Origin of the sequence: Nocardia sp. NPDC051929, assembly GCF_044548645.1 — a bacterium.
GTDB lineage: Bacteria > Actinomycetota > Actinomycetes > Mycobacteriales > Mycobacteriaceae > Nocardia > Nocardia sichangensis.
Genome location: NZ_JBIUCG010000041.1, coordinates 16,239 through 35,956 on the forward strand (window position 1 = coordinate 16,239; position 19,718 = coordinate 35,956).

Annotated in this window: 18 protein-coding genes and 1 pseudogene; 7 read left to right on the forward strand and 12 right to left on the reverse strand. The window is 64.7% G+C overall.

The window, feature by feature from the left end; all coding sequences use genetic code 11:
* The 8 genes from ACIHAX_RS36525 to ACIHAX_RS36560 all read right to left on the reverse strand — a co-directional run bounded on the left by ACIHAX_RS36525 (nt 1) and on the right by ACIHAX_RS36560 (nt 6,917).
* Nucleotides 1–453 carry a hypothetical protein gene (locus tag ACIHAX_RS36525; protein WP_397078968.1) on the reverse strand — a complete coding sequence of 151 codons (453 nt, stop codon included), beginning with the start codon at nt 451–453 and terminating at the stop codon, nt 1–3.
* Nucleotides 450–707: a hypothetical protein gene (locus ACIHAX_RS36530; RefSeq protein ID WP_397078966.1), complete on the reverse strand. Its 258-nt coding sequence runs from the start codon at nt 705–707 to the stop codon at nt 450–452. The genes ACIHAX_RS36525 and ACIHAX_RS36530 overlap by 4 nt, the downstream gene beginning before the upstream one ends.
* Before the next feature lie 69 nt (nt 708–776).
* The gene (locus ACIHAX_RS36535; RefSeq protein ID WP_397282233.1) at nt 777–1,532 is read right to left on the reverse strand and encodes a hypothetical protein; all 756 of its coding nucleotides are present in this window, start codon (nt 1,530–1,532) and stop codon (nt 777–779) included.
* The gene (locus ACIHAX_RS36540; protein WP_397282235.1) at nt 1,520–2,746 is read right to left on the reverse strand and encodes a hypothetical protein; all 1,227 of its coding nucleotides are present in this window, start codon (nt 2,744–2,746) and stop codon (nt 1,520–1,522) included. Before ACIHAX_RS36540 ends, ACIHAX_RS36535 begins: the two co-directional genes overlap by 13 nt.
* 111 nt (nt 2,747–2,857) lie before the next feature.
* Nucleotides 2,858–3,649 (reverse strand): class II glutamine amidotransferase, encoded by a 792-nt coding sequence (locus ACIHAX_RS36545; RefSeq protein WP_397282237.1) that lies wholly within the window; start codon nt 3,647–3,649, stop codon nt 2,858–2,860.
* Nucleotides 3,637–4,830, reverse strand: a complete 1,194-nt coding sequence (locus ACIHAX_RS36550; protein WP_397282239.1) for a hypothetical protein — start codon at nt 4,828–4,830, stop codon at nt 3,637–3,639. The genes ACIHAX_RS36545 and ACIHAX_RS36550 overlap by 13 nt, the downstream gene beginning before the upstream one ends.
* Nucleotides 4,831–5,016: 186 nt before the next feature.
* On the reverse strand, nt 5,017–6,270 hold the full coding sequence (locus ACIHAX_RS36555) for a hypothetical protein (RefSeq protein WP_364439505.1): 1,254 nt from the start codon (nt 6,268–6,270) through the stop codon (nt 5,017–5,019).
* Between the two features lie 125 nt (nt 6,271–6,395).
* The gene (locus tag ACIHAX_RS36560) at nt 6,396–6,917 is read right to left on the reverse strand and encodes a hypothetical protein (RefSeq protein WP_364439508.1); all 522 of its coding nucleotides are present in this window, start codon (nt 6,915–6,917) and stop codon (nt 6,396–6,398) included.
* A gap of 1,511 nt (nt 6,918–8,428) precedes the next feature.
* Between ACIHAX_RS36560 and ACIHAX_RS36565 the strand changes: the two genes are divergently transcribed.
* From ACIHAX_RS36565 to ACIHAX_RS36585, 5 genes are all read left to right on the forward strand, one after another.
* The gene (locus ACIHAX_RS36565; protein WP_364439514.1) at nt 8,429–10,201 is read left to right on the forward strand and encodes a pentapeptide repeat-containing protein; all 1,773 of its coding nucleotides are present in this window, start codon (nt 8,429–8,431) and stop codon (nt 10,199–10,201) included.
* Nucleotides 10,202–10,390: 189 nt separating this feature from the next.
* Nucleotides 10,391–14,500, forward strand: a complete 4,110-nt coding sequence (locus tag ACIHAX_RS36570) for a hypothetical protein (RefSeq protein ID WP_364439517.1) — start codon at nt 10,391–10,393, stop codon at nt 14,498–14,500.
* 62 nt (nt 14,501–14,562) lie between these two features.
* A complete protein-coding gene (locus ACIHAX_RS36575; protein ID WP_194982285.1) occupies nt 14,563–14,862 on the forward strand; it encodes a transposase in 300 nt (99 codons plus the stop codon).
* A 2-nt stretch (nt 14,863–14,864) separates the two neighbouring features.
* Entirely contained in the window at nt 14,865–15,746 is an 882-nt protein-coding gene (locus tag ACIHAX_RS36580; protein ID WP_397282243.1) for an IS3 family transposase, read from the forward strand.
* 311 nt (nt 15,747–16,057) lie between these two features.
* Nucleotides 16,058–16,630 carry a hypothetical protein gene (locus tag ACIHAX_RS36585; RefSeq protein WP_364439968.1) on the forward strand — a complete coding sequence of 191 codons (573 nt, stop codon included), beginning with the start codon at nt 16,058–16,060 and terminating at the stop codon, nt 16,628–16,630.
* Nucleotides 16,631–17,201: 571 nt separating this feature from the next.
* Here ACIHAX_RS36585 and ACIHAX_RS36590 read toward each other — a convergent pair.
* Together ACIHAX_RS36590 and ACIHAX_RS36595 are read right to left on the reverse strand one after the other, a co-directional pair.
* The gene (locus tag ACIHAX_RS36590) at nt 17,202–17,897 is read right to left on the reverse strand and encodes a hypothetical protein (protein ID WP_364439972.1); all 696 of its coding nucleotides are present in this window, start codon (nt 17,895–17,897) and stop codon (nt 17,202–17,204) included.
* Between the two features lie 144 nt (nt 17,898–18,041).
* A complete protein-coding gene (locus tag ACIHAX_RS36595; protein ID WP_364439974.1) occupies nt 18,042–18,419 on the reverse strand; it encodes a hypothetical protein in 378 nt (125 codons plus the stop codon).
* Between the two features lie 112 nt (nt 18,420–18,531).
* Between ACIHAX_RS36595 and ACIHAX_RS36600 the strand changes: the two genes are divergently transcribed.
* Together ACIHAX_RS36600 and ACIHAX_RS36605 are read left to right on the forward strand one after the other, a co-directional pair.
* Nucleotides 18,532–18,657: a hypothetical protein gene (locus ACIHAX_RS36600; protein WP_397282246.1), complete on the forward strand. Its 126-nt coding sequence runs from the start codon at nt 18,532–18,534 to the stop codon at nt 18,655–18,657.
* Nucleotides 18,658–18,742: 85 nt separating this feature from the next.
* Nucleotides 18,743–19,120, forward strand: a complete 378-nt coding sequence (locus tag ACIHAX_RS36605) for a hypothetical protein (RefSeq protein ID WP_364439976.1) — start codon at nt 18,743–18,745, stop codon at nt 19,118–19,120.
* A 204-nt stretch (nt 19,121–19,324) separates the two neighbouring features.
* Here ACIHAX_RS36605 and ACIHAX_RS36610 read toward each other — a convergent pair whose 3' ends face one another.
* On the reverse strand, nt 19,325–19,447 hold the full coding sequence (locus tag ACIHAX_RS36610; RefSeq protein ID WP_397282248.1) for an integrase core domain-containing protein: 123 nt from the start codon (nt 19,445–19,447) through the stop codon (nt 19,325–19,327).
* 15 nt (nt 19,448–19,462) lie between these two features.
* A pseudogene (locus tag ACIHAX_RS36615) lies at nt 19,463–19,718 on the reverse strand (IS3 family transposase); the annotation flags it as partial.

Below are 19,718 nucleotides of genomic sequence, written 5' to 3' on the forward strand. Positions count from 1 at the left end.
TCAGCACTCCTTTCGGTGGGAGAACTCGGTGGGCACCGCTTCGGGCGCGCCGCCGCCGAGTGGGCGGACGGATTCGATGAACCTCAACGGCAGCAGCACCCCGGCCTGCTCGCCAGCGCGGGTGAGCACGGTGTGGTGGCGGTGCACCACCTGGATGCGGACGTGGTCGTGGACATGGCCGCCGCGGGTGATGACCGTGGCCGCCACCCGGGCGCGGCGGAGCCGATGCAGTTCGGTCGCGAGGAGCGCGACTACCGGATCACCACCCTCGCTGTTCCCGGAGGCCGCGGCGGTGCTGGCCAGACGCTGGCGCAGCATGTCGCGGGCGGCACCGAGGTCGTCGAGGTCGGCCTCGGCGTCGAACCAGGCGTCGATGCGCGCGAGGACCAGGCGAAGGAACTGCTGCTCGGATGCCTCAGCGATCGGTGCTGGCGGGGTGTGGTAGTCGCTCATCGGCGACCGCCCCGCAGACGGCGCCACCACGTGGCTCGGCGGATCGGGCCGGGCCGGGAGCCAGTGGCCAGCGCTGTGGCGAGGATGTCGCAGGCGTTCGGGCTCAGGTCGGCGTAGCGCCAGTCGGTGTCGGGATTGTCGCGGTCGCGCAGCAGCAGCCGCACGTGGTGGCTGTCGGTGCTGGCGATAACGCTGTGGCCGTCGACGTCGTGCAGCCGGATGAGGATCGTGGCCAGATTCGGGTAGTAGGGCACGGAAAGATCCGCCTTTCTCGAAAGGGATGTTGAGGCCGAAGGTCGGCGCCCAAGCCGTGATGTGCGTGGTCAGGCGGTTTCGAGTTCGATGAGGTCGGCGTAGCGGTCCATGCCGTCGAACGCCTCGCAGTCGCATCGCGGAAACGGGCGCAGGCATTCGGCGCAGAATCCGCAGGCGGTGCAGTGCGGGCCGGGCTGTTCGGGGTCGAATTCGCCGCAGCCCAGGCACTCCCAGTCCACGGCGGCGCTGTAGCCCCAGGTGTGCGGCAGGTAGGTGCGGTTGGAGTACCAGATTCCGCCGTCCCAGTGCCCGTAGCGCTCGTTGAAGATGTAGGCGGAGTGCTTGTAGGCGGGGTCGACGGTCAAGATCACCATCTTGTCTCCGCCCAGCCACCGCTCCAGTCGCTCCCGCCCGGACCAGGAGTCCAGTGGCCCGAACGGCAGGGTCGGCAGGAAGTCCTCGGCGGCGATGCGGGTGTCGCTTCGACTGTCGCCTTTTGCGGGGTGGACGTTGTCGGGCAGGATCCCGTTGTGCGCGAGCACGGTTCGCTCGTCACCGCCGACGAGGAAGGGATGACAGTTGTCCACCGCGAGGTGGCCGTGGGTGGCCAGCCGGGAATGGAACAACGCCGCCCCCTCGGGATGACGCTCCCGCACGGTGGCGAACTCGGTGATCACTTCCTCGGCGTTCATGCCGCGGCCGACGAGGATGCCGGTGTCGGTGAGCACGGCGTAGCCGTGGCCGTGCGGGTTGGCCAACGCCCCACTGGTCAGAGCGTCGAGGTCGGGGCTGATACCGGGTTTGAGAAAAACTAGGATGCACATGCGAGGGCCTCCATTTCGGCCAGCAGCGGGGAGTACTGGGGGTGTGAGCGCACCCAGGTGGTGAAGGAGGTCCATTCCCAGCCGCGTCGGCGCGCGATATCGGCCGCCGACAGCCCGCGGGTGTATTCGACTGACGCCGCGGCGAAGGCGAGGGCGGCTTGGACTTGCTGGGGGTGCAGGGAGCTGGCGAAGACTCGCAGTTCGAAGGTGTTTTCGGGGCAGACGTTGATGGCTTGGTAGCGGCCGTAGCCGTCGGTGCTGCCCTTGGCGTACTCCTGTGCGTTGGACCGCTGGTGGGAGGAGAATCGTGCCCATTCCGAGTTCCGTCGGCGCGCCAGGGTGGTGACGGAGCGTTCGTTGCGGTAGACGAATTTGAGCCAGCGGTAGGCGTGGGCGGGGTTGGTGAACCCGGCGCGGGAGAGGTGGACGTGGATGCCGACGCCGTCGTCGGTGTAGCAGCCCAGCAACCGCAGCCGACCCAGTAGCTGCCACGGAAAGCGTTGCAGCGCAAACTCATATGACATGGGGTGGGTGACGAGTTCGAATCCGCAGGGGATCGAACCGTCTTCCTTCAGATACGCCAGATCCCGGGCGTGCGCTACGGCGGTGTCGACCGCGTCGCGGTAGCTGCGGTCGGGGGTTTTGATCTCCAGTTCCATCCCGAGGAACAGGGGGCCGTCACCGTGGAACCGCAGTGCGGGGGTGTAGTAGGAGTCGTGGACGGCGTGATGGGTGGGGGAGTAGGTGTCGAAGCAGTTGTCGCAGTAGGTGGTGTCGACCGGGACGAGGGTGAAGCATTCGCAGCATTCGTGGTAGTCCTCGTCCGCGCACCGCTCGCACACCCGGTTGCCGCCGTCGACGCAATAGAGCTGGTCGGCGAGGCTGGCGCAGTCGTCGCAGGTCTCGTAACCGGACGCGCACTCGGCGCAGACTTCTGTGCTGGTGCCGACGACGCTGCGGATGTCGCGGGTGTAGATGGCGCAGTCCCCGCATCGCTGCCAGCCGGTCAGGCATTCGCGGCACAGCAGGGTGTCGTCGATGGTGCGGGCGAGGGTGTCGGTGCGGGCGTGGGCGGCGCAGCTGTCGCAGCGCGACAGCCCGTCCGCGCAATCCGGGCACACCCGGTCGCCGTCGATGGTGGCGATGAGGTCCTCGCCGCGGATCGGGCTGGAGCATTCCTCGCACGACGCGTCGGGGAGTGTGGAGGCGGGCATGACGAATCAGGTCCCTTCTCGTGGAATGGAAAGAACCCCGCACCCGGCCCGAGAAGCAGGCGGTTTGCGGGGTTCTGAATGGGCGGCAGCTCGTGGTGGCGTGTTCGTGGTTTATGGGGCGCTGGCTTGCTGGCGGGGCTGGTGATGCGCCGACGACAGTGCGCGGGGCCCTTCACGGCCTGACGTAGTGGTGGGTGCGGTGTGGCAGGTGCAGTCGGGGAATGCGGTTTCGCAGTCGAAGCACCAGCCGCAGTCACCGCAGTAGCGGCTGGCGCGGTGCAGGTCCAATGTCTGGCAGTACCCGCACAGGTACCGGCGTCGCTTCGGCCAGCGCAGCGCCAGGGGCAGGTAGCTGTTGTTGGAATACCAAATCTCGTCCTGCCAGTACCCGTGGTGGTGGCCGAACAGGTAAGCGTGGTGGGCGTAGGCCGGGTCGACGGTGAGGATCAGCAGTTTGCTCGCCCCCAGCCACGACGCCAGCCCCCGCGCCCCGCGATGGGTGTCGATCGACCCGAACGGCGCCTTCGGCAGGTACTCCTCCGCTGCGATGCGGGTGTCCGAGCGCGGGTCGTAAGGTCCGGGGTGTACCCGTTTGGGCAGTGTCCCGTTATGCGCCAACACGGTTCGGGGGTCACCACCGAGCCGGAACGGGTGACAGTTGTGGATGCCGATTGCGCCGTGGGTGGCGTAGCGGGAATGGAACAACGCCGGACCGGCCGGATGCGCGGCGCGCGCTTTGAGGAACTCGGTGATCACACGGTCGGCGTTCATCCCGCGCCCGACCAGGATCCGGTGGTCGGCCACGATCGCGAACCCGTGGCCGTGCGGGTTGGCTTGCGCACCGTAGGCCAACGCGTCCGGGTCCGGGGTCACCTGCGCGGGCAGGTAGGTCAACAGGCACATTCCAGGTCCTCCATCTCCGCCCACAGGGGCTGGTAGTCGGGGTGATCGGCGACCCAGGCGGCGAAGCGGCCCCATTCCCAGCCACCGGCGCGGACGTCGGCGACGCGCAGGCTGCGGGTGTAGTGGATGGAGGCGGCGGTGAACGCCAGCGCCGCCTGCACCCGCTGGATGTTCAGGGAGCTGGCGAACACCCGCAGTTCGAGGGTTTTGCGGGGGTAGGGGTTGATCGCCTGATACCGCTCCAAACCCAGCGCGTGCTGGGGGCCTTTGGCGGTGTCCTTCGCGCGTGCCCGCGCCGTGCGGTCGAACGGTGCGTATCGGGAGCGGCGCCGCGCGAGGGTGGAGACGGCGGATTCGTTGCGGTACAACAGCTTCATCCACCGGTAGATATGCGCGGGGGAATCGAACCCGTCGCGGCTGGCATGGACATGCAAACCGACAGAGGAGTCGGTGTCGCAGTCGAGGTCTTCCAACGCCTCGAGCAGCGGCCAGGGGAACCGGTCGATGGCATACCGGTAGGACATGGGATGGGTTACCAACTCGAATCCTGTGGGCTGGATCGAGGAATCCTGCTTCAGATACCCCAGGCCGCCGAGGTGTTCGGTGGCGACGGTGACGCATTCGCCGTAGCGGTAGTGCGGGACGATGATCTCCAGCTCCAACCCCAGAAACAGTGGGCCTTCGCCGTGGAAGCGGGGGTCGGGTTTGTAGGTGTAGTGCCACACATGGTCTCGGCCTGTCCGGCAGTCGCAGGTGTGACCGGGGCGGGTCAGGGTGTCGCAGTGCGGGCACGGGGTGAGCCGGTGGGCGCAGCGGGGGCAGGCGCGGTACCCGCCGGCGACGTAGCGGCCGTTGGCGGTGTAGCGGCTGCACTGGAAGCAGACGTCGAACAACACGGTCGCGCAGCGCAGGCACACCGGGTCGTCGGTGTCGGTACGCACTGCGGGGCTGGTGGGTTTGCGGCAGGAGACACACGGCCCCAAGCCGGGTACACATTGGGCGCAGTATTGCTGCTCATCGGCGGTGTCGATCAACGCGAGCGAGGGCTCGCGACAGCGATCACACAGCGATATCCGCCCCGCGCAGCGAGGACAGACGAACTGGTCTTCGACCGGGTACCGGTCACCGGGGTCACCACTGCCGCAGACCGCGCACAGCGCAACAGGGAGGGTATCGGGCATGACGGGCCACCTTCCGGAAACGACAGAACGCCAGACCGGAAGGCGTCCTCCGGTCCGGCGTTCAGGGGCAACAGGGCGTTGGTGATGTGGTGCACCGCGAAGCCGCGGGTCGGGGGCTCACGCGGACGAGTGGTCACCGCATTCGTCGGGGCGACAGGACCCCGCGACCAGTCGGGGAGACTGCGGCTATGCCGCGCCGCGGGCTGCCACGGCGTCGTGGGCGGCCTGCTCGAGAGCGAGCAGGCGTTCGTCGGCGTGGCCGTGCCAGCGGGTTTCGAACCCCGCCCGCTGTTTAGGCACCACACCGTCGGGTGCGGCGACGAAGAACTCCTCCAGCCGGGGATAGGTCGTCGCGTGCTCGGTCAGCCACACGCGGGTGTGGTCACCGTCGAGCGTGCAGGGGACCTGCAACCTTGCGGCGATTCGGTGCAGGATCTCCACGGTTTCGGCGCGGCTTCCGCGGGCGAGGGTGTCGACGGCACGCCAGGCGCGGGCGGGTGCGGTGTAGCAGCGGCGGACCCGGTAGACCGCCCACCGGCAGTGATCCAGCTGCGCTTCGGCCAGGGCGAGGATGTCGTGGGCGCCGTCGCGGCGCAACCGATCAGTCAACGTCTTCCCCGGTCCGAACAGTCCGGAGTTGCGGTTGAGCGCGACAGCGACGTACTCGTCCACCACATGCTTGAACGCCTCCGCCGGCGCGGCCTGGAAACGCGCCAGCTGCTCCGGCCACCCTGGCACTGATACGAAGCAGCATTGGCGGCAGCAGGATTTCGGCCACCACACCCCGAACAACCCGAACAGGTATCCCTGGCAACGGGCGCGGGACCAGCCCGCGGCGTGCAGCGGGTAGATCGGGTGCCGGCGCCCACCCAACGTCACCGACGAATCCGTGGCGATCCGGCGAGTTTCCTCGGCGTTGTAGCCGACCGCGTGCACATACCGCGCGGAACCCAGATGCGTGGCCCGCCATGTGTCGAGCGGTACTCCTTTTGCCTTGGCCGAACAGGTGCGGTTGCCGCCGAGGGTGGGCAGCACGCCGTTGCCGCGGTGCTCGTCGCTGAGCGCGTAGAAGCCGTACTTCTGCGGGTCGGGGTGCAACTGCACCGGTTGCCGGGTGTCCTGCAACACGACGATCCCGTCCGCGGCCGACGGGCCCTTGCGGGCCACTTCGACCAGGCGAACCGAAGCCTGTCGCAGCAACGGCAGGACGTGGGTGGCGACCAGGTCGCAGGTGCTGGTCCACTCGTCACCGGTCTGGGCGATCAACACGATCAGGTTCGACAGGTCATCCAGTAGTTCCGCGGGCCGAAATGCCGGTTCGAGCAGTGTGCGCACTATGCCGCAGGTGCTTTCCACTCCCATGCCGTAGGACCAGCACACTGGGACCGCGCCGCCGAAAAGGTCCGGCACAGCGAACAAGCCGTCTGTGGGGTCGACCATGCGGGAACTCCTTTCAGCAAGGGGTCTCAGATGAGTGGTGGGCGTCGGGTGTGTGCCGATGTATGCGGCGAAGCCGCTTTCGCCTTGGGCCGCTGACACCGTGGATTTCGGGCACCGGGCATCGGTCACGCGGTCCAGTCCTCGATCGGCGGGGAGGTGGTGGCTTCGGTGATGATGTCGGCCATCGAGCGGTCGGCGCGGAAGCGGTGGCCGATCGCGTGTTCGACGGCGGCGTATTGCGCGGCCAGCTCGGGAAACAGTTGCGCGGCACGCATGAGCGCAGCGCGGGAGGAAAGGACACAGAAGACGCAGGACGCGCGCGGGAGTCCGGCAGCGTAGGCAGGGTGGGGGCGGGTGCCGGCCGAAGCGATACGCGCCCACACATCCTGCACGGTCCAGCCATGGATCGGCAGCCATGTATCGACGTGACGGCGCGTATTGGACACACCGCACGTCACCGCGCGTCGCTCGGCACGGGCTTTCCTGCAGGCGGCGCACAGGCAGGTGGCGCCGGGCTCGTGGACGAACGGTGACGAGCGGCGGCGCTGAGGGGATTCCTCGGCGCGGTGGCCCATGATGTTGAGCACCCGCACCTGCCGACCGGTCAGCCCCGCGGCGCGGGACTCGGCGACCAGCGCGGTGATCACCCGCCGGATCGGGCCCCGCTTGAAATCCGAGGTACTTCTCTGCACCAAGTAACCCAACACGTTCGAGAGCGAGGGGTTGGTCGGAGAAGTTGACGCGAGCCTTCGCATTGCTGTCGCCAGTTCAGGAGTTCAGCCTGCACTGAGAACGGCGGGCGGGCGCCACCGGACCAGCTGATCTCTTCACGCTGCGGGGGTGCGACCTCGTCTACACTTCGAGACTGATACGCGCTTGAGCGGGAGGCAACAGCACCGAGCCGGCAGCCGCCGACCCCCGGCGCCACCTGTGCCGGGCGTGAAGCCCGGGCACTCGCACGCGAATACCGGCGCGAAGCACGCGGACGCTAACCATCCACGACCAATCGGAGCAGCAGCCCCGGCACAATTGCGCCGATATCGGCCTGCGCACCGGTCTAGACTTGGGGGTTACTACTGGTGAGATCGCATTCAACTGTCGTGTATTGGCCCGTCCAGCTCTGGAATTGCTACTGATCGTGACGTCGGGCAGGGGCTGCGGCTGATGTCAGGGGGGATCCGATTGGATGAGCCCCGGATGCCGATGCCGCGGATGGTCCGGTCAGACCGATCCGCCGAGGACACCGGCTGGCCTCCATCGGAGTGAAGGCCAGCTGTTACCCGCCGACTTTGATCCGGCTCGGACGGATGGCGCCGAGCGCCTCCCTAAGGCCACAGTTAACACGCCGGTCAGCGCGGCTGGACTCTGCCGAGCGTTCCCGCCTCGATCACTGGGCGGTCTTTGTGGCGACGAAAGCATGACCTGACGCCGCGTTCATATGCACTTGCATCCGAACGTAAGGTTAAAAGCTGACAAGGCGATGTTTGCGGCGACCCGGTTCTTATCGAGGAACCCGAGAAGAGTGCCGAGTAGGGGCAGTCATGCGGAATTCTGGCAATTATAGTAACTCAGGTCTGTTTCAGGGTGCGATTCATGACACCGGACAGTAGCTGAAGTGTTACTGTCGAGTCAAACGAAATTACTACGCTCCCGACCCGGCGGGGTACTAAACTTCGGGATAGACATCCGATCATCAATTATTCATTGGTCACTCACTTCCGGACCAGATTCCGCATCCAGCACCGGATTGTAACCAACGCTGCACAATTGTCCGGAGAACCGGCGGTGCTGGTTCGCCCAGGCTGCCGAAATCGGGGCGAACACGAGAGCCGGATGCGGGGTGGGGAAGATGTGAGTGAAGCTGTCAAACACAGCGCATGCGAAGCGATAGGGCGAGTGCCGATCGAGAAATGCCATGCCGGTGCCGCTTTATTCCACATCCACTGCGTCCGCATTCAACGCTATCAAGGGGAAATATCGTGGATATCGATCCACTCACCTTGTCCGGTATTATTCCGGCACCTCGGGTAACCGAGTTGGACAAGATCTGCTCACGAATCGCTCCGCCTCCAGAAAACTTCGCACCGCCGGGGGCGATCTGCTTTGCAGATGAACTGTCAAGCCCAAGCGGCTTCGAGCACGCAGAGTTGGTGGCGATATGAACGCTCCATTCCTCGGAAAATGGGTCCTGACCAACACTTTAGACGCCACTAATGCGGTGACAGTGAATGGTTCGGGCCAGATGGTCATGACCCCGTTCAAATCGTCGCCGACCGATGATCAGCGGCTCAATGTGTACGGCGACCTCGATTCCAACGTCGCCTTCCAGGCCGCCAATGAAAAGCATCTAGTATTCAGCTCGGGAGGCACACCGCCCCGGGGTGGAGGACTCTGGCTGGCCACCTGCAGTACCCTGGCCTCCGCCCTGACTTTCCAGCTCGCGGGCGACGCTATTGCAGGTGATGACGTGGAAGGATACACCCCGTATTTCTTTGCCGATGGCACGATGCTGTACGCGGAGTTCGCTTACGACTTCAACGACCCGTCCAGGGAAGCGGGCGGGCGCTTCGACAGACGCGTTATCAGCCCCGGCCTGGCCGATCTACTGACCTCGGGCGGTCATGGATTGGATTTGCGGTGGGTGAACTTCTCCGGCGATGACGTAACCGGAATAAAGTTGACCAGCTGCGATCTGACCAATGCCGACTTCTCAGGTGCGACGCTGATCAAGGCCACCTTGAGTGGGTCGATCCTGAGAGGTGTACGCCTGGACGATAAGACCGAGTTCACCGACGCCCAACTCGACGGCGTCGATCTGACAGGTACGACCGTCGAGAACGTGAACTTCTCCCGCGTCAACCTGCGCAGCGCGGTGCTGAACCAGGCGACGTTCCACCACACCATCTTTGTCGGCGCCGACCTGAGCGATGCCAGCGCTCTCGGCGGCGGGGAAGGGGTGTCCTTCGGTGGTTGTGACCTGTCCTACTCCAAGATGGAGAACGCGAAACTCAAAGGTGCCCGCTTCGCCGCCGGCAACGGGCTACCGGCAGCCGTCTTGGCCAATTGCTTCATGCCGAATGCCGACTTGACCTCGGCGAATCTTGTATCTGTCGACCTGCCACGTGCGCAGTGGTACGGAGCGGCTGCCAGGGCTGATGGGGCCGATCTGACCGACGCCAACCTCTCCCAGGCCAACCTCGCCACCATGGATCTGAGCCAGGTCAAAATGAACGGCGCTGTCTTGTCGTCGGCCAACCTGGTCAACACCGACCTGCGGGGTGCATCGCTGGGCCAAAGCAGCGATAACAGGTTTGTGTCAATGGCATCCGCCTCGCTGCAGGGCGCGGATCTCACCGGCGCCCGGCTTCCCGGTGCCGACCTCTCGGGCGCGGCTGTCGCCTTGAGCATCTCAGGCCCAGCGAAGACGTTCGTCGGTGTGCCGTTGTTCGACATCACCGACACCTCCCTCACCTCCGACCTCGACGGCCGACAGGTGAGCACGAAACTCAAGAACGCCTTCATCAACGCCGGGTATCCGGTGATCGACACAGCCACCATCACCGTCGTCGGAGCCGGACGACAGTGGTCGATCGACAACTACGACACCTCCGGATCCTCCCTGCAGCAAACCTACGGCACGTTCTCACTGCTGTTGCGTACTGGTCAAACCAGTGCCATCCGGGTGTACGGTAGCCCGCCTCTGCTGGTCACCGCCTACAACGCAGACAACGAGCAGACACAACAGGCGCCCAACTTCGGTGAAACCAAGGGCCTGATGGAGGCCATCGACGATGACACCACCTGCCCCAACGGCATGCGATGGTCCCAGCGCAATCACGGCATCGAGGTGGAGACCCTCATGACAGCAGGAGAGCCGCCCCATCCGCCGGCATGCGTGCCCTCAGAAGACAATTGGTGCTTCCTCAGGTAGTTAGCGCGCCTGGCCTTGCACGGCTCCCCGAAGTCGCCGAGATTTCCTGCCCACAGGGCCCCGGGTGAGACAGACGCCGTGCATCTGTAACCACCATCACCGAATCGAGTCGAGTCGGCCCACCGGCTGGGTGCTGCCGGTGGGCCGGGCGCTAAGTGCATCGTTCTGTCGAGGAAAGAGGAACTTCCTATGCCTTCCACCGATCGCGTCACCTTCCATCTCGATCTGAGCCATGTTGCCGATGGCCAGCAGCGTGAGTATTGGGTCAAGGGCTATCGCAGCGAATATCCTGTGCGGGCACATACCCCGCAGACACTCGCGCAAGCCCGCCAGCAGAACGCGGCGTTGGCAGCGATGCCCGAGGAACAGTCGGCCCGGTTCACGCATTACGCCGAGAATGTGGTCGTGTCGCAGGAGGCGCCGCATCATGTGCGCGTGCACTACCGCGACGATGACTCGCCCTTGCCCCCGTTGGTGGCGATGACGATCCACGTCCCACGCCACGCACGGGTGGCGGCGCGCACCACGACACCCGCTCTGCGGAAGATCGCCGAGAATGCCGTGGTCCCCAACTCCACCCTGGCAGCCTTCGGTGTGCCGGAAGCCACCTTGGCCATGACCCTGGATGCCGACTTGTTGATGACACCGATCGAGACGGCCAAGTCGATCCTGTTCCATCATCCCGAGCTGGCCAGTCTCGACAGCCACACCGCCGCCATCGTCATCGACACGATCGCCAATACCGGCGGCATCCACGACTTCGCACTCGCCCTCTCCAGCCAAGGTCAAGCGACGACAACGGGTGGATGGGCCACGATCACCGCGTGTACCGATGAGCACGGCGCCCCTTACAGCTACAACCCGACCGGCCCCTGGGCCAAGGCCGGACAAACCGTGTATCACTACCAGCTCAGCGACCAGACGGCGGGCGCGGCCGGCCAAGGGCCACTGTGCGAGGCGATCCGTAAAACCAAAGACGATCTGCGACTGCGCGATACGAAATGGTCGGTCAACCCGGGACACCCGGTGGCCACCCAAAACCCCGGCGTGTCACCTCCACGCGCTGCTGGTACCGGCGTGTTCGGCGAGGCCGCAGGTACCGATGGCTACACGTTCACCCTCAACAACAAGACACCCGGACACGGCCTGGACGTCCCGACGAATCTGCTGTCGTTCCACAACGGCACCTTCACGCTGGCCGCCCGAAACGACTACCTGCGCACCCTCTCGGCCTATGTGCGGTTCCGCGACGACGCCGGCAACGTGCTCACCAACGTCAGCGGCTTCCAAGGAATATGGGATGGAATATTCGATCACCCCAGCAGCGGGAAATACTTTCTGGGTACCGTTCCAGCGGTCAACGCCGTCCTGGGCATCCCGACCCCGACAGACCCCACCAAGCTAACGTTCACCTGGCCGGAACAGGCCAGCGAAGCCGAACTGCTGTGGGGCGGGATCGGTCTGTCCGACTGGGATACCGACATCGATGTGCCCGGAGCCGTCGCGACCGGCATCTTCCAATACGGCGTGCCGGTGCTGTTCCTCGCCGCGGGAGCGATCATCACCAGCAGCGGCTGGTACAAGGCGCTGATAGCCGACAAGGAACTGATGCTCGCGCTCAAGGCGGCGGCCGCCTTCGTATTCGCCGACTACGTCGGCTATCAATGGGCTGAGGACGGCATGAAGAAGGCTTTGGCGACCCTCGCCGGCAAGCTCGCGGGCATCCTTGTCGACGCCGCGGTGGAGAAACTGGCGACCTGGGTCTTCACTCGGATCGCGGTCGCCGAAGTCGAAGACGCCATCCCGTTCGTCGGGTGGGTCCTTCGTGCGGTGAACATGGCCATCACCGCTGCAGAGATCACGGAGACCACCGTCGAGGTGCTGAAGTCGCCTGCTACCTACACCGTGGAAGTCAAGCGTCAACTACAGATGCAACTGACTGTGCACCCCGACCCGACACATGGGCGCACCCCCCAAGACGCGGTCTGGCCCACCGAAGCCGACCACTGGGTCGCGATCGTGCAATACAAGGACGGCACCAACTACCAGCAGACCGGTGCCGTGCCGGTCGATGGGCATGCCGGCGACCCGGTCATCACGACCTTCACCGACCTCCCCGCGGGCAGCCAGCTACAGGTCGTCTTCGGGGTGTACTCCGACACCGACTGGCTGGCAGGACGCTGGCAAAGCGCCTGGGTCGATGCCGTTGTGCCGCAGGGGCAAGCGCAACTGCCGATCGAGGGCTCGATCCAGGAGAGCCTGGTGCCGCTGACCACGCAGACGCAGTACCGCTACAAGCAGAAAACCGCCTGGGACTCTCAGCAACGCAAGCACGTGTGGCATGTCGGTGATCAACCCACGCCCGTCGCAGCGAATCTCAGCTGCGTCAACAGCGGTGACAACCTGTGCGCGCTGACAGATGTCACCCTCAACGACAAGGCCTACATGCTCGGCTACTGCTGGAGCGCCTCCGGCCAGAACTATCCCGGCCCGGGATGCAGTGAAACCGGCCAGTCATACAGTTTCGCCAACATCAGCACCCTCGCCGACCCCTCGGTGGGTTACAAATTCTCCGAATGCGGCTTCAGCGACCAACCTTTCATCGTCTACGACCAATTCGGTCCCGCGCCGCTGTTCACCCTGCCGTCGGAGGTCCAATCCGACCTCGACGCAGGCCGCGTCAGCAAGCCCATCCAAGACGCGTTCGCTGCGGCGAACTACCCGATCACCAACAGTCAAGGCCAGACCGATCCCACAATCACCGTGATCACCCGCACGGCCGAATGGAGCATCACCATCGGCGCCACCACCCTCTACGACATCAGACGTGTCACCGACCAACTCCAGGTCTACCCCTGGCCGCAAAAGGCATTCAGCCCCCACAACTTCTACGCCGAACCGAAGCTCGTCGGCGGTGAGGTCAACTACTTCCTGCGCCAGGTCGTGCTCGACGAAACCACACCCTTCGGTGTGGGCCAGCCCAACCGCAAAACTCTCGGCTACTTCACCATCCCGCACATGGACGCCTTCGCCGTGCACCCCAACGGCTACGTCATCGCCGCCAGCTGGGCCAACAGCACCATACAAATCCTGAAACTGCCCACCTCCCCGGTCGACGACGCACAAGCCATGCCCGCGCTGACCATGGGTGGTGCAGGCACCCGGCAGGGATTGATGTCGGGACCGTGCGGACTGGCGGTCACCGAAGACGGCCGGATCCTGATCCTCGAGAGCCTCAACCAGCGCATCCAAGCCATCGACATCAACGGCAACCCCGTGCACTGCTTCGACGGCGGCGTCGTCCCCAACCTGTCACCCGCCACCGCCACCACCTCGGCCACACTCGACACAGGACTGGCGCCACTACCGCTACGCCAAGCATTCGCCAACGCCGGTGTCACCCTCTCCTCCGGTTACCGCATCGACGCCGGCGACACCGTCTACCTCCTCACCCGCACAGGCGACTCCTTCGACGTCACCCTCAGCACCGGAGAAGACCTCTCCACCCAATGGGCCATCAACGACACCACCAACGGCAGCAACTACCAGGTCACCCTCGAAGGCGGTGAGCTACACGTCGAACAAAACAGCAAACCGCTGTTCACCCTCGCCGCGAACGACGTCCACATGCTGCGGATCAACGCAGTCTCCACCGACATCCTCAACGAATTCAAGCAACACGGCTACTACCTACCCCAAGCCGCGGACGTCAAAGTCACCGGAAACGGCTACCAAATCGACAGCGGCATCGAGACCGGCCTCGCCCAAGGAACCATCCCTGACAGCCTGCGCGCGGCCCTCGAAAACGACCGCGGCATCACCCTGCCCGCCACCTGCACCCTAACCCCAACCGTGACAGTGCAGGTCCTGGCACCCGGCGCCACATGGCTACTCACCGACACCGTCAGCGACACCTCCTACCGCATCACCATCGACCAGAACGATCACTCCCACCTAGCTGTGCACCACTGGAACGCCACCACGGACCTGCACAACCCCGGCCCATCGGTGACCTACCTCGACATCGCCACCGAGATGAAGGGCTATGTCTACGTCCTCGGCCACACCGGCGGACAAACACCCCAACAATCCGACTACTTCCTCGACATCTACACACCCACAGGAACATGGCTCTCGCGCACCCCCGACGGCACAGACCAGAAAGCAACCAACCCCAACGCCGCCAAAATGATCGTCGACCAATGGCGCACCATGTTCACCCTCAACTACGAGCACTACCAAAGCGACCACGGCACCGAACCTTCTATCAGCCAATGGGTGCCGAACACGCCACACTGAGGTTCCCCCGCTTCCTTGGAGGGCTCTGAGCATGGTCCGATAGGACCGGGAAGGAGCCCCGCGTGGCAGCACCGAAGAAATACCCGGACGAGTTGAAGGCTCGAGCGGTCCGCTTGTATCTGGAATCGGACCCGAAGCCGACGATCCGCAAGCTCGCCCAGCAGTTGGGGGTCCATCACGAGGCCTTGCGGAACTGGATCCGACAAGCCGACACCGGTCAGCGACCGGAGCCGGAGGCGTCCGATTTGGCCGAGGAGAACAAGCGGCTGCGTAAGCAGGTCGCCGAGTTGGAGCGGGTCAACGACATTCTGCGGTCTGCGAGTGCGTATTTCGCCTCGGAGCTCGGCCAGACCCGGAGGTGATCGTGCGGTTCGTCAAGGACAGCCAGCACCCGGTCGAGCTCGTATTGCGGGTACTCGGGATCGCCTCGTCGACCTATTACTGGTGGTGCAAACGCCTGGAACAGAGCTCGGCTCGCCAGATCGCGGACGAGGCGTTGCTGGCTGAGATCGTCGATATCCATACCAGCTCCGGCGGCACCTATGGCTCTCCTCGGGTGCATGCGATGCTGGCCCGGCGCGGCATCTCCGTCGGCCGCAAACGGGTGGAGCGGGTGATGAGTGGCGCCGGGTTGCAGGGCGCGTTCCTGCGGAAACGGTGGCGCATCGCCTCGACACGAACCGATCCACGGGCGGCGCCGGCACCGGATCTGGTCGAGCGGGTCTTCACCGCGGACCGGCCGAACCGGTTGTGGGTGGCCGACGCGATCAGGATCCCGTGCGGTCAGGGTGCGTTCTGGCTGGCAGCGGTGCGGGATGCGTTCTCCAACCGGATCGTGGACTGGAAAACCTCGGACCGCTGCGACACCGAGCTTGTGCTCGGAGCGCTGGAGTTCGCGGTTTGGAGTCGTGACATCCGCGACGGTGAGCTGATACACCACAGCGATAGGGGCTCGACCTACACGGCGATTCGGTTCGCTAATCGGCTGGCCGACAACGGGATCGCGCAATCGATGGGCTCGGTCGGAGATTCTTACGATAACGCGTTGATGGAGAATTTCTTCTCCACGTTGAAGACCGAGTTGGTTTATCGCCGGGCCTGGCGGACCCGGGACGAGGCCGAGAACGCCCTGTTCGCCTATATCGATGGCTGGTACAACAGCCAGCGCATTCAGAAGAAGCTGGGCTGGCGATCACCCGCCGAGTTCGAAGCCAGCTACCATCACCCGGTTCCGGCTGGAACCTGATAACCCCGCCCTCCAACAATGCGGGGGAACCTCACACGTAGTGATCATAGCTATGCAGGTTCGGGCCAGACGCCAACACCGCACCACCAGTGGAGGCCGGCGGTTCCCCACCGGGGAGTGACCCCATTGTTCGCCGTGGCAGACGAGCAACTGCTGCCATGACACGGCCTCCTCGATATCGGATGGACAAAATTGGGGGTGGGCGACAGTGGGCAAGTGCGCCGGGTTTCGCGCGCAGGGCAGTAGCCGCAGCGGGTAGCATCGAGCGCGGGAGAATCAGCAGGCGGGCCCGACATTTCAGGAGGCCGGCCATGCCCTCGCGTCGCCCACCGCGGTCCCCGCGTACCGCTCGATCCCCGGAAGTCGCCGCGCGACTGGAACGCTCACGCGCCCGCAGCAAACAACGCCGAGAACTGGCACGCCAGCGCGAGCGCGCCATCCACGAAGCGATCAAGCGTTACCTCGCCGGCTGGGCGGCGATCACCGCGTGTGAAACGGCCCGTGATCGCGACATCGCCGCGCTGCGCCAGCAGATCAGCGACCTCGAAGCACGCGCCGCGAGCGAGATCGCCCACTACCGCGCCGACCAAGCCGAGGCCGCTGCTGTCATCCGTGAGCGTGGTGGCTCCGAGGAGGACATCGCCGAACTGCTCGAGATCAGCCTGAAAGAAGTTCGGCAACTGCTCACCGCCGCGCGCACCCACCGCGACCCCGCCGCACCACAGCCACCATCACGGGCCGCCGCGGAGAGCGAACCGTCCCTGAGTGGCGACACCGCCGCCGCGTCGCTCCGTCCACACACACCACCGACCACCGGCACAGCCGCTCCCGGCCAGCCACCCGTGCCGCGGCATTCCGTAGACGGTGCTGAGGGAAGGGGGTGAGGTCGACCGGACAGGTGGGGGCAGCGAATCGCGGACGGGCGGCCGGCTAGGGCTGGTCGGCGCGCGTAGGTCAGATCGGTCGTCCACGGGTAGGTGCCGGGGCCGTCGCCGACGGCTTGCACCAACGCTTTGGTCGGGTCGCCGTCGACACCGAGTTCGACGATGCGGAACACACTCATCCCACCTGCGACCTGGTGGATCAGAGAACCTTCCTCGAATTGCACACGCCCGAGCCCAGCGAACCACACCAGCGGGTCGGTATTCGCTGGGAATACGCTGAGGGTGTGTCCGTGCCCGCGCCGATGCTCGCGACCGCCGGTCGGCCGCGCGATACCCCAGGACGGTGGGCGATCGAGATGAAATGGGCGGCATGCGAGCGGTGTGCCGCCTCGCTGGTGGGCGGGTGGAGTTGTACAGCTGCAACCGCAACAACGTCACTTCTCTGGGGGTACGCGGCCGAGAAAGAGTGCGTTCAAAGAGTTGTAGCAGCTCAGTGACTCGCCCCCAACGGTAACAGATCACGACACGTGTGGTGGAACGGAGTTGGCGGGCAAGCCAGCAAGGCCCGAGGTCAAGGTCCCGCTGGGGGCGAGGTTGGCGGCAGTATCGACACGGTCGTAGTGCCAGCATTCGGGGGCGTCATTTCGGCATCGAGCCCGTCGATGGTGACCTTGGTCAGCGTGCGGATGAACTTGATGCATGCCTTCGCGTCGGCCAGTCGCACCGTGGGGCCGGTTGTCTTGCTGGCCGATCTGTCTCGCACGGCTTGCAGAACGCTGACCTCGGGCATCTTTTCGTCACCGTGGGCGATCGCGTGTCGTACCTTCAGCCAGTCCCGTAGCTGCCCCTCTACATCATGGGGTTTGTAAGTGACGGCGCGGCTGCCAGCCGCGCCGTTTGGCCATGTCCAATACGGACGCGGGTTGAATCCGACTGCCTGCAATAGTTGGCGGGTGTTTTCGGCATTGGGTGTCGAGAACTTATCGAGTTCGCGTAGCACGAAACCTCGAAGTAGCTGTGCGACACCGTGGTTGGGATGCGAAGGGTTGGGCGTATGCTCGTCGAGTAGAAACCTGGTGATGTCTTGGACCACGGCTTGCCAGCTCGCGATGGCAATCACGATGACGGCCCGGTTGACCGAAATCTCCTCCCGGCGTCGCCCCTTGCCCTCTCCACCAGCACGTTGATGGACTCGGACGAGATTGTCGCAGTGCTCCATCGCGCGGTCGAAATTGAGGGTGACCGCAAGGTGCAACCTGATTCCCATCACGAGATAGTAGAACTATGCGATCGGGGGCGGGTTTCAATGTCGCCGTGGGCGGCATTTGATGTCGTCCCGACGCCGTTTCGGCGGAGGCGACCTGCGTTGCTGGCCTGACCTCGGCTGGCACGCGTGATGGTTTGACGGGAGTCAATCCGAGTGAGCGTTGTGGTCATCGAGGAATCCGAGCGCGTTGTCCCACCAGCTTTCGAGACGTTCTCCGTGTGAAAGAGCCACGATTACAGTGCCGGACGAAAGCCGCTCATCGGCAGTACCTTTCAGCGCGATCGCCTCGATGAACGCGATGTCACCGACGGCAGCGGGTGATCCGGTGCGGTCGTGCTCGAACCATCGCTGTAGGTCCTCGATCGGTGAGTAGTCGTCGGCCAAGAGTGAGCCCGCTGGCCGTACGATATCGAGAACGATCGCTACCTGGCATCCGACAACGATTACCGCTATGACGTCGAAACAGGTCTGCAACAGCTGCAACGCACCATCGATCGGCTCACCACCGTCGAAACCGAGCAAGCCCAGCGCAGCACGCGCCTTCGCGACGACGCCGCCGCCGCGGTGGGGGACAGGGTGGCCGGCGCATCAGCGGCGAAGACGGTGCCGCTGAGGGAAAATCGTGGCCGGACGCATGAACGATCTGATCATCAGGCCCTTGCGAATCGCCAGTGCCATCTCCCCGGATGTCGCGATCCGCCTGGCCGACGGGATCCGCGGACAGCGGTGGGCCTTGAGCTGGCTGCCCGGACGGGCCTGACCCGAAAACAAGCCTTCAGCGGCATGGTGCTCGACGAATCCTCACCGACCCAAACGAACTCGACAGCGCCATCATGATGCTGGTCATGGCCGAACTCGCCGCCGAGCTGTCGATGTCGCTGGAACAAGCCTGCTTCGGCTGTCCTACATCAAAAAGGACGACCACTACCCCCGATACCGGTGGAGCCGATGCGCACAGCAACCCGGACACCGCGGTATCGACACCAATTGCCGAGAATGCTGAAAACGGAATAGATCTGCCGAGTCACGATTCTCGCTGGCCGGACACCGAGGCTGCTGAGACGAGACGGTTCGATTTGGAGAAACCTAAGCGCGAAGGTATATTTGCTTCCGTCAAACTACCGAGCGATCGGTGGAAAGGCGCGAATACCCCCGAACGAGCCCCGGACCGACGCACCGGTCCGGGGCTCGATTGGTTAGCAAAACAGAAGCGCGATCCGTAGTCTAGGAACCCGTCGCTGCGGTCGGCCGGTGAAGTGGGCGCCTGCCAGCCTGCTGACCCGGGGACTGACAGCGGCCTATTACGCAGACGACATCCCCCGCGCCCTCTGAGCCACCGCTGGTCGCCCACGGCGCTGAGGACATATGAAGACCGGCCATGATGAAGATCGCAAACTGAACCGTCGAGTTGGGGACCGGCTTCGGTTTCAGACCCGCGCCGGTCGGCGTGGTGGTTGTTGAGCGCAGTAGGCGGCTTCGTACTCGGCCGGGGTCAGGTAGTTCAAGCGGGAATGCAGGCGGGCGTTGTTGTACCAGTCGCACCATTCCATGAGCGCGAACTCGACCTAGGTGACAGTCTTGAACGGGCCGTGCCGGTTGATCACCTCGGTCTTGAACAGGCCGATGATCGATTCTGCGAGCGCGTTGTCGTAGGCATCGCCGACCGAGCCGACCGATGCCGACAGACCATGCAGGGCAAGCGATTCGGTGAACTTCACCGATACGTATTGGCCGGATTCAACTGATCGTTGCAACACCTCGATCGTGGAGGTGTCGAGGTGGGAATTGGTCCGCAGCAGAAGCGGGTTCGTGAGTACCGGG

Coding starts and splice junctions, on each gene's coding strand:
- ACIHAX_RS36535 (WP_397282233.1), bottom strand. CDS start 1,532: ATGTGCATCCTAGTTTTTCTCAAACCCGGTATCAGCCCCGACCTCGAC.
- ACIHAX_RS36525 (WP_397078968.1), bottom strand. CDS start 453: ATGAGCGACTACCACACCCCGCCAGCACCGATCGCTGAGGCATCCGAG.
- ACIHAX_RS36550 (WP_397282239.1), bottom strand. CDS start 4,830: ATGCCCGATACCCTCCCTGTTGCGCTGTGCGCGGTCTGCGGCAGTGGT.
- ACIHAX_RS36610 (WP_397282248.1), bottom strand. CDS start 19,447: ATGGAATGGTGCGACTGGTACAACAACGCCCGCCTGCATTCCCGCTTG.
- ACIHAX_RS36590 (WP_364439972.1), bottom strand. CDS start 17,897: ATGGGAATCAGGTTGCACCTTGCGGTCACCCTCAATTTCGACCGCGCG.
- ACIHAX_RS36565 (WP_364439514.1), top strand. CDS start 8,429: ATGAACGCTCCATTCCTCGGAAAATGGGTCCTGACCAACACTTTAGAC.
- ACIHAX_RS36605 (WP_364439976.1), top strand. CDS start 18,743: ATGGCCGAACTCGCCGCCGAGCTGTCGATGTCGCTGGAACAAGCCTGC.
- ACIHAX_RS36540 (WP_397282235.1), bottom strand. CDS start 2,746: ATGCCCGCCTCCACACTCCCCGACGCGTCGTGCGAGGAATGCTCCAGC.
- ACIHAX_RS36600 (WP_397282246.1), top strand. CDS start 18,532: ATGAACGATCTGATCATCAGGCCCTTGCGAATCGCCAGTGCCATCTCC.
- ACIHAX_RS36545 (WP_397282237.1), bottom strand. CDS start 3,649: ATGTGCCTGTTGACCTACCTGCCCGCGCAGGTGACCCCGGACCCGGAC.
- ACIHAX_RS36555 (WP_364439505.1), bottom strand. CDS start 6,270: ATGGTCGACCCCACAGACGGCTTGTTCGCTGTGCCGGACCTTTTCGGC.
- ACIHAX_RS36585 (WP_364439968.1), top strand. CDS start 16,058: ATGCCCTCGCGTCGCCCACCGCGGTCCCCGCGTACCGCTCGATCCCCG.
- ACIHAX_RS36570 (WP_364439517.1), top strand. CDS start 10,391: ATGCCTTCCACCGATCGCGTCACCTTCCATCTCGATCTGAGCCATGTT.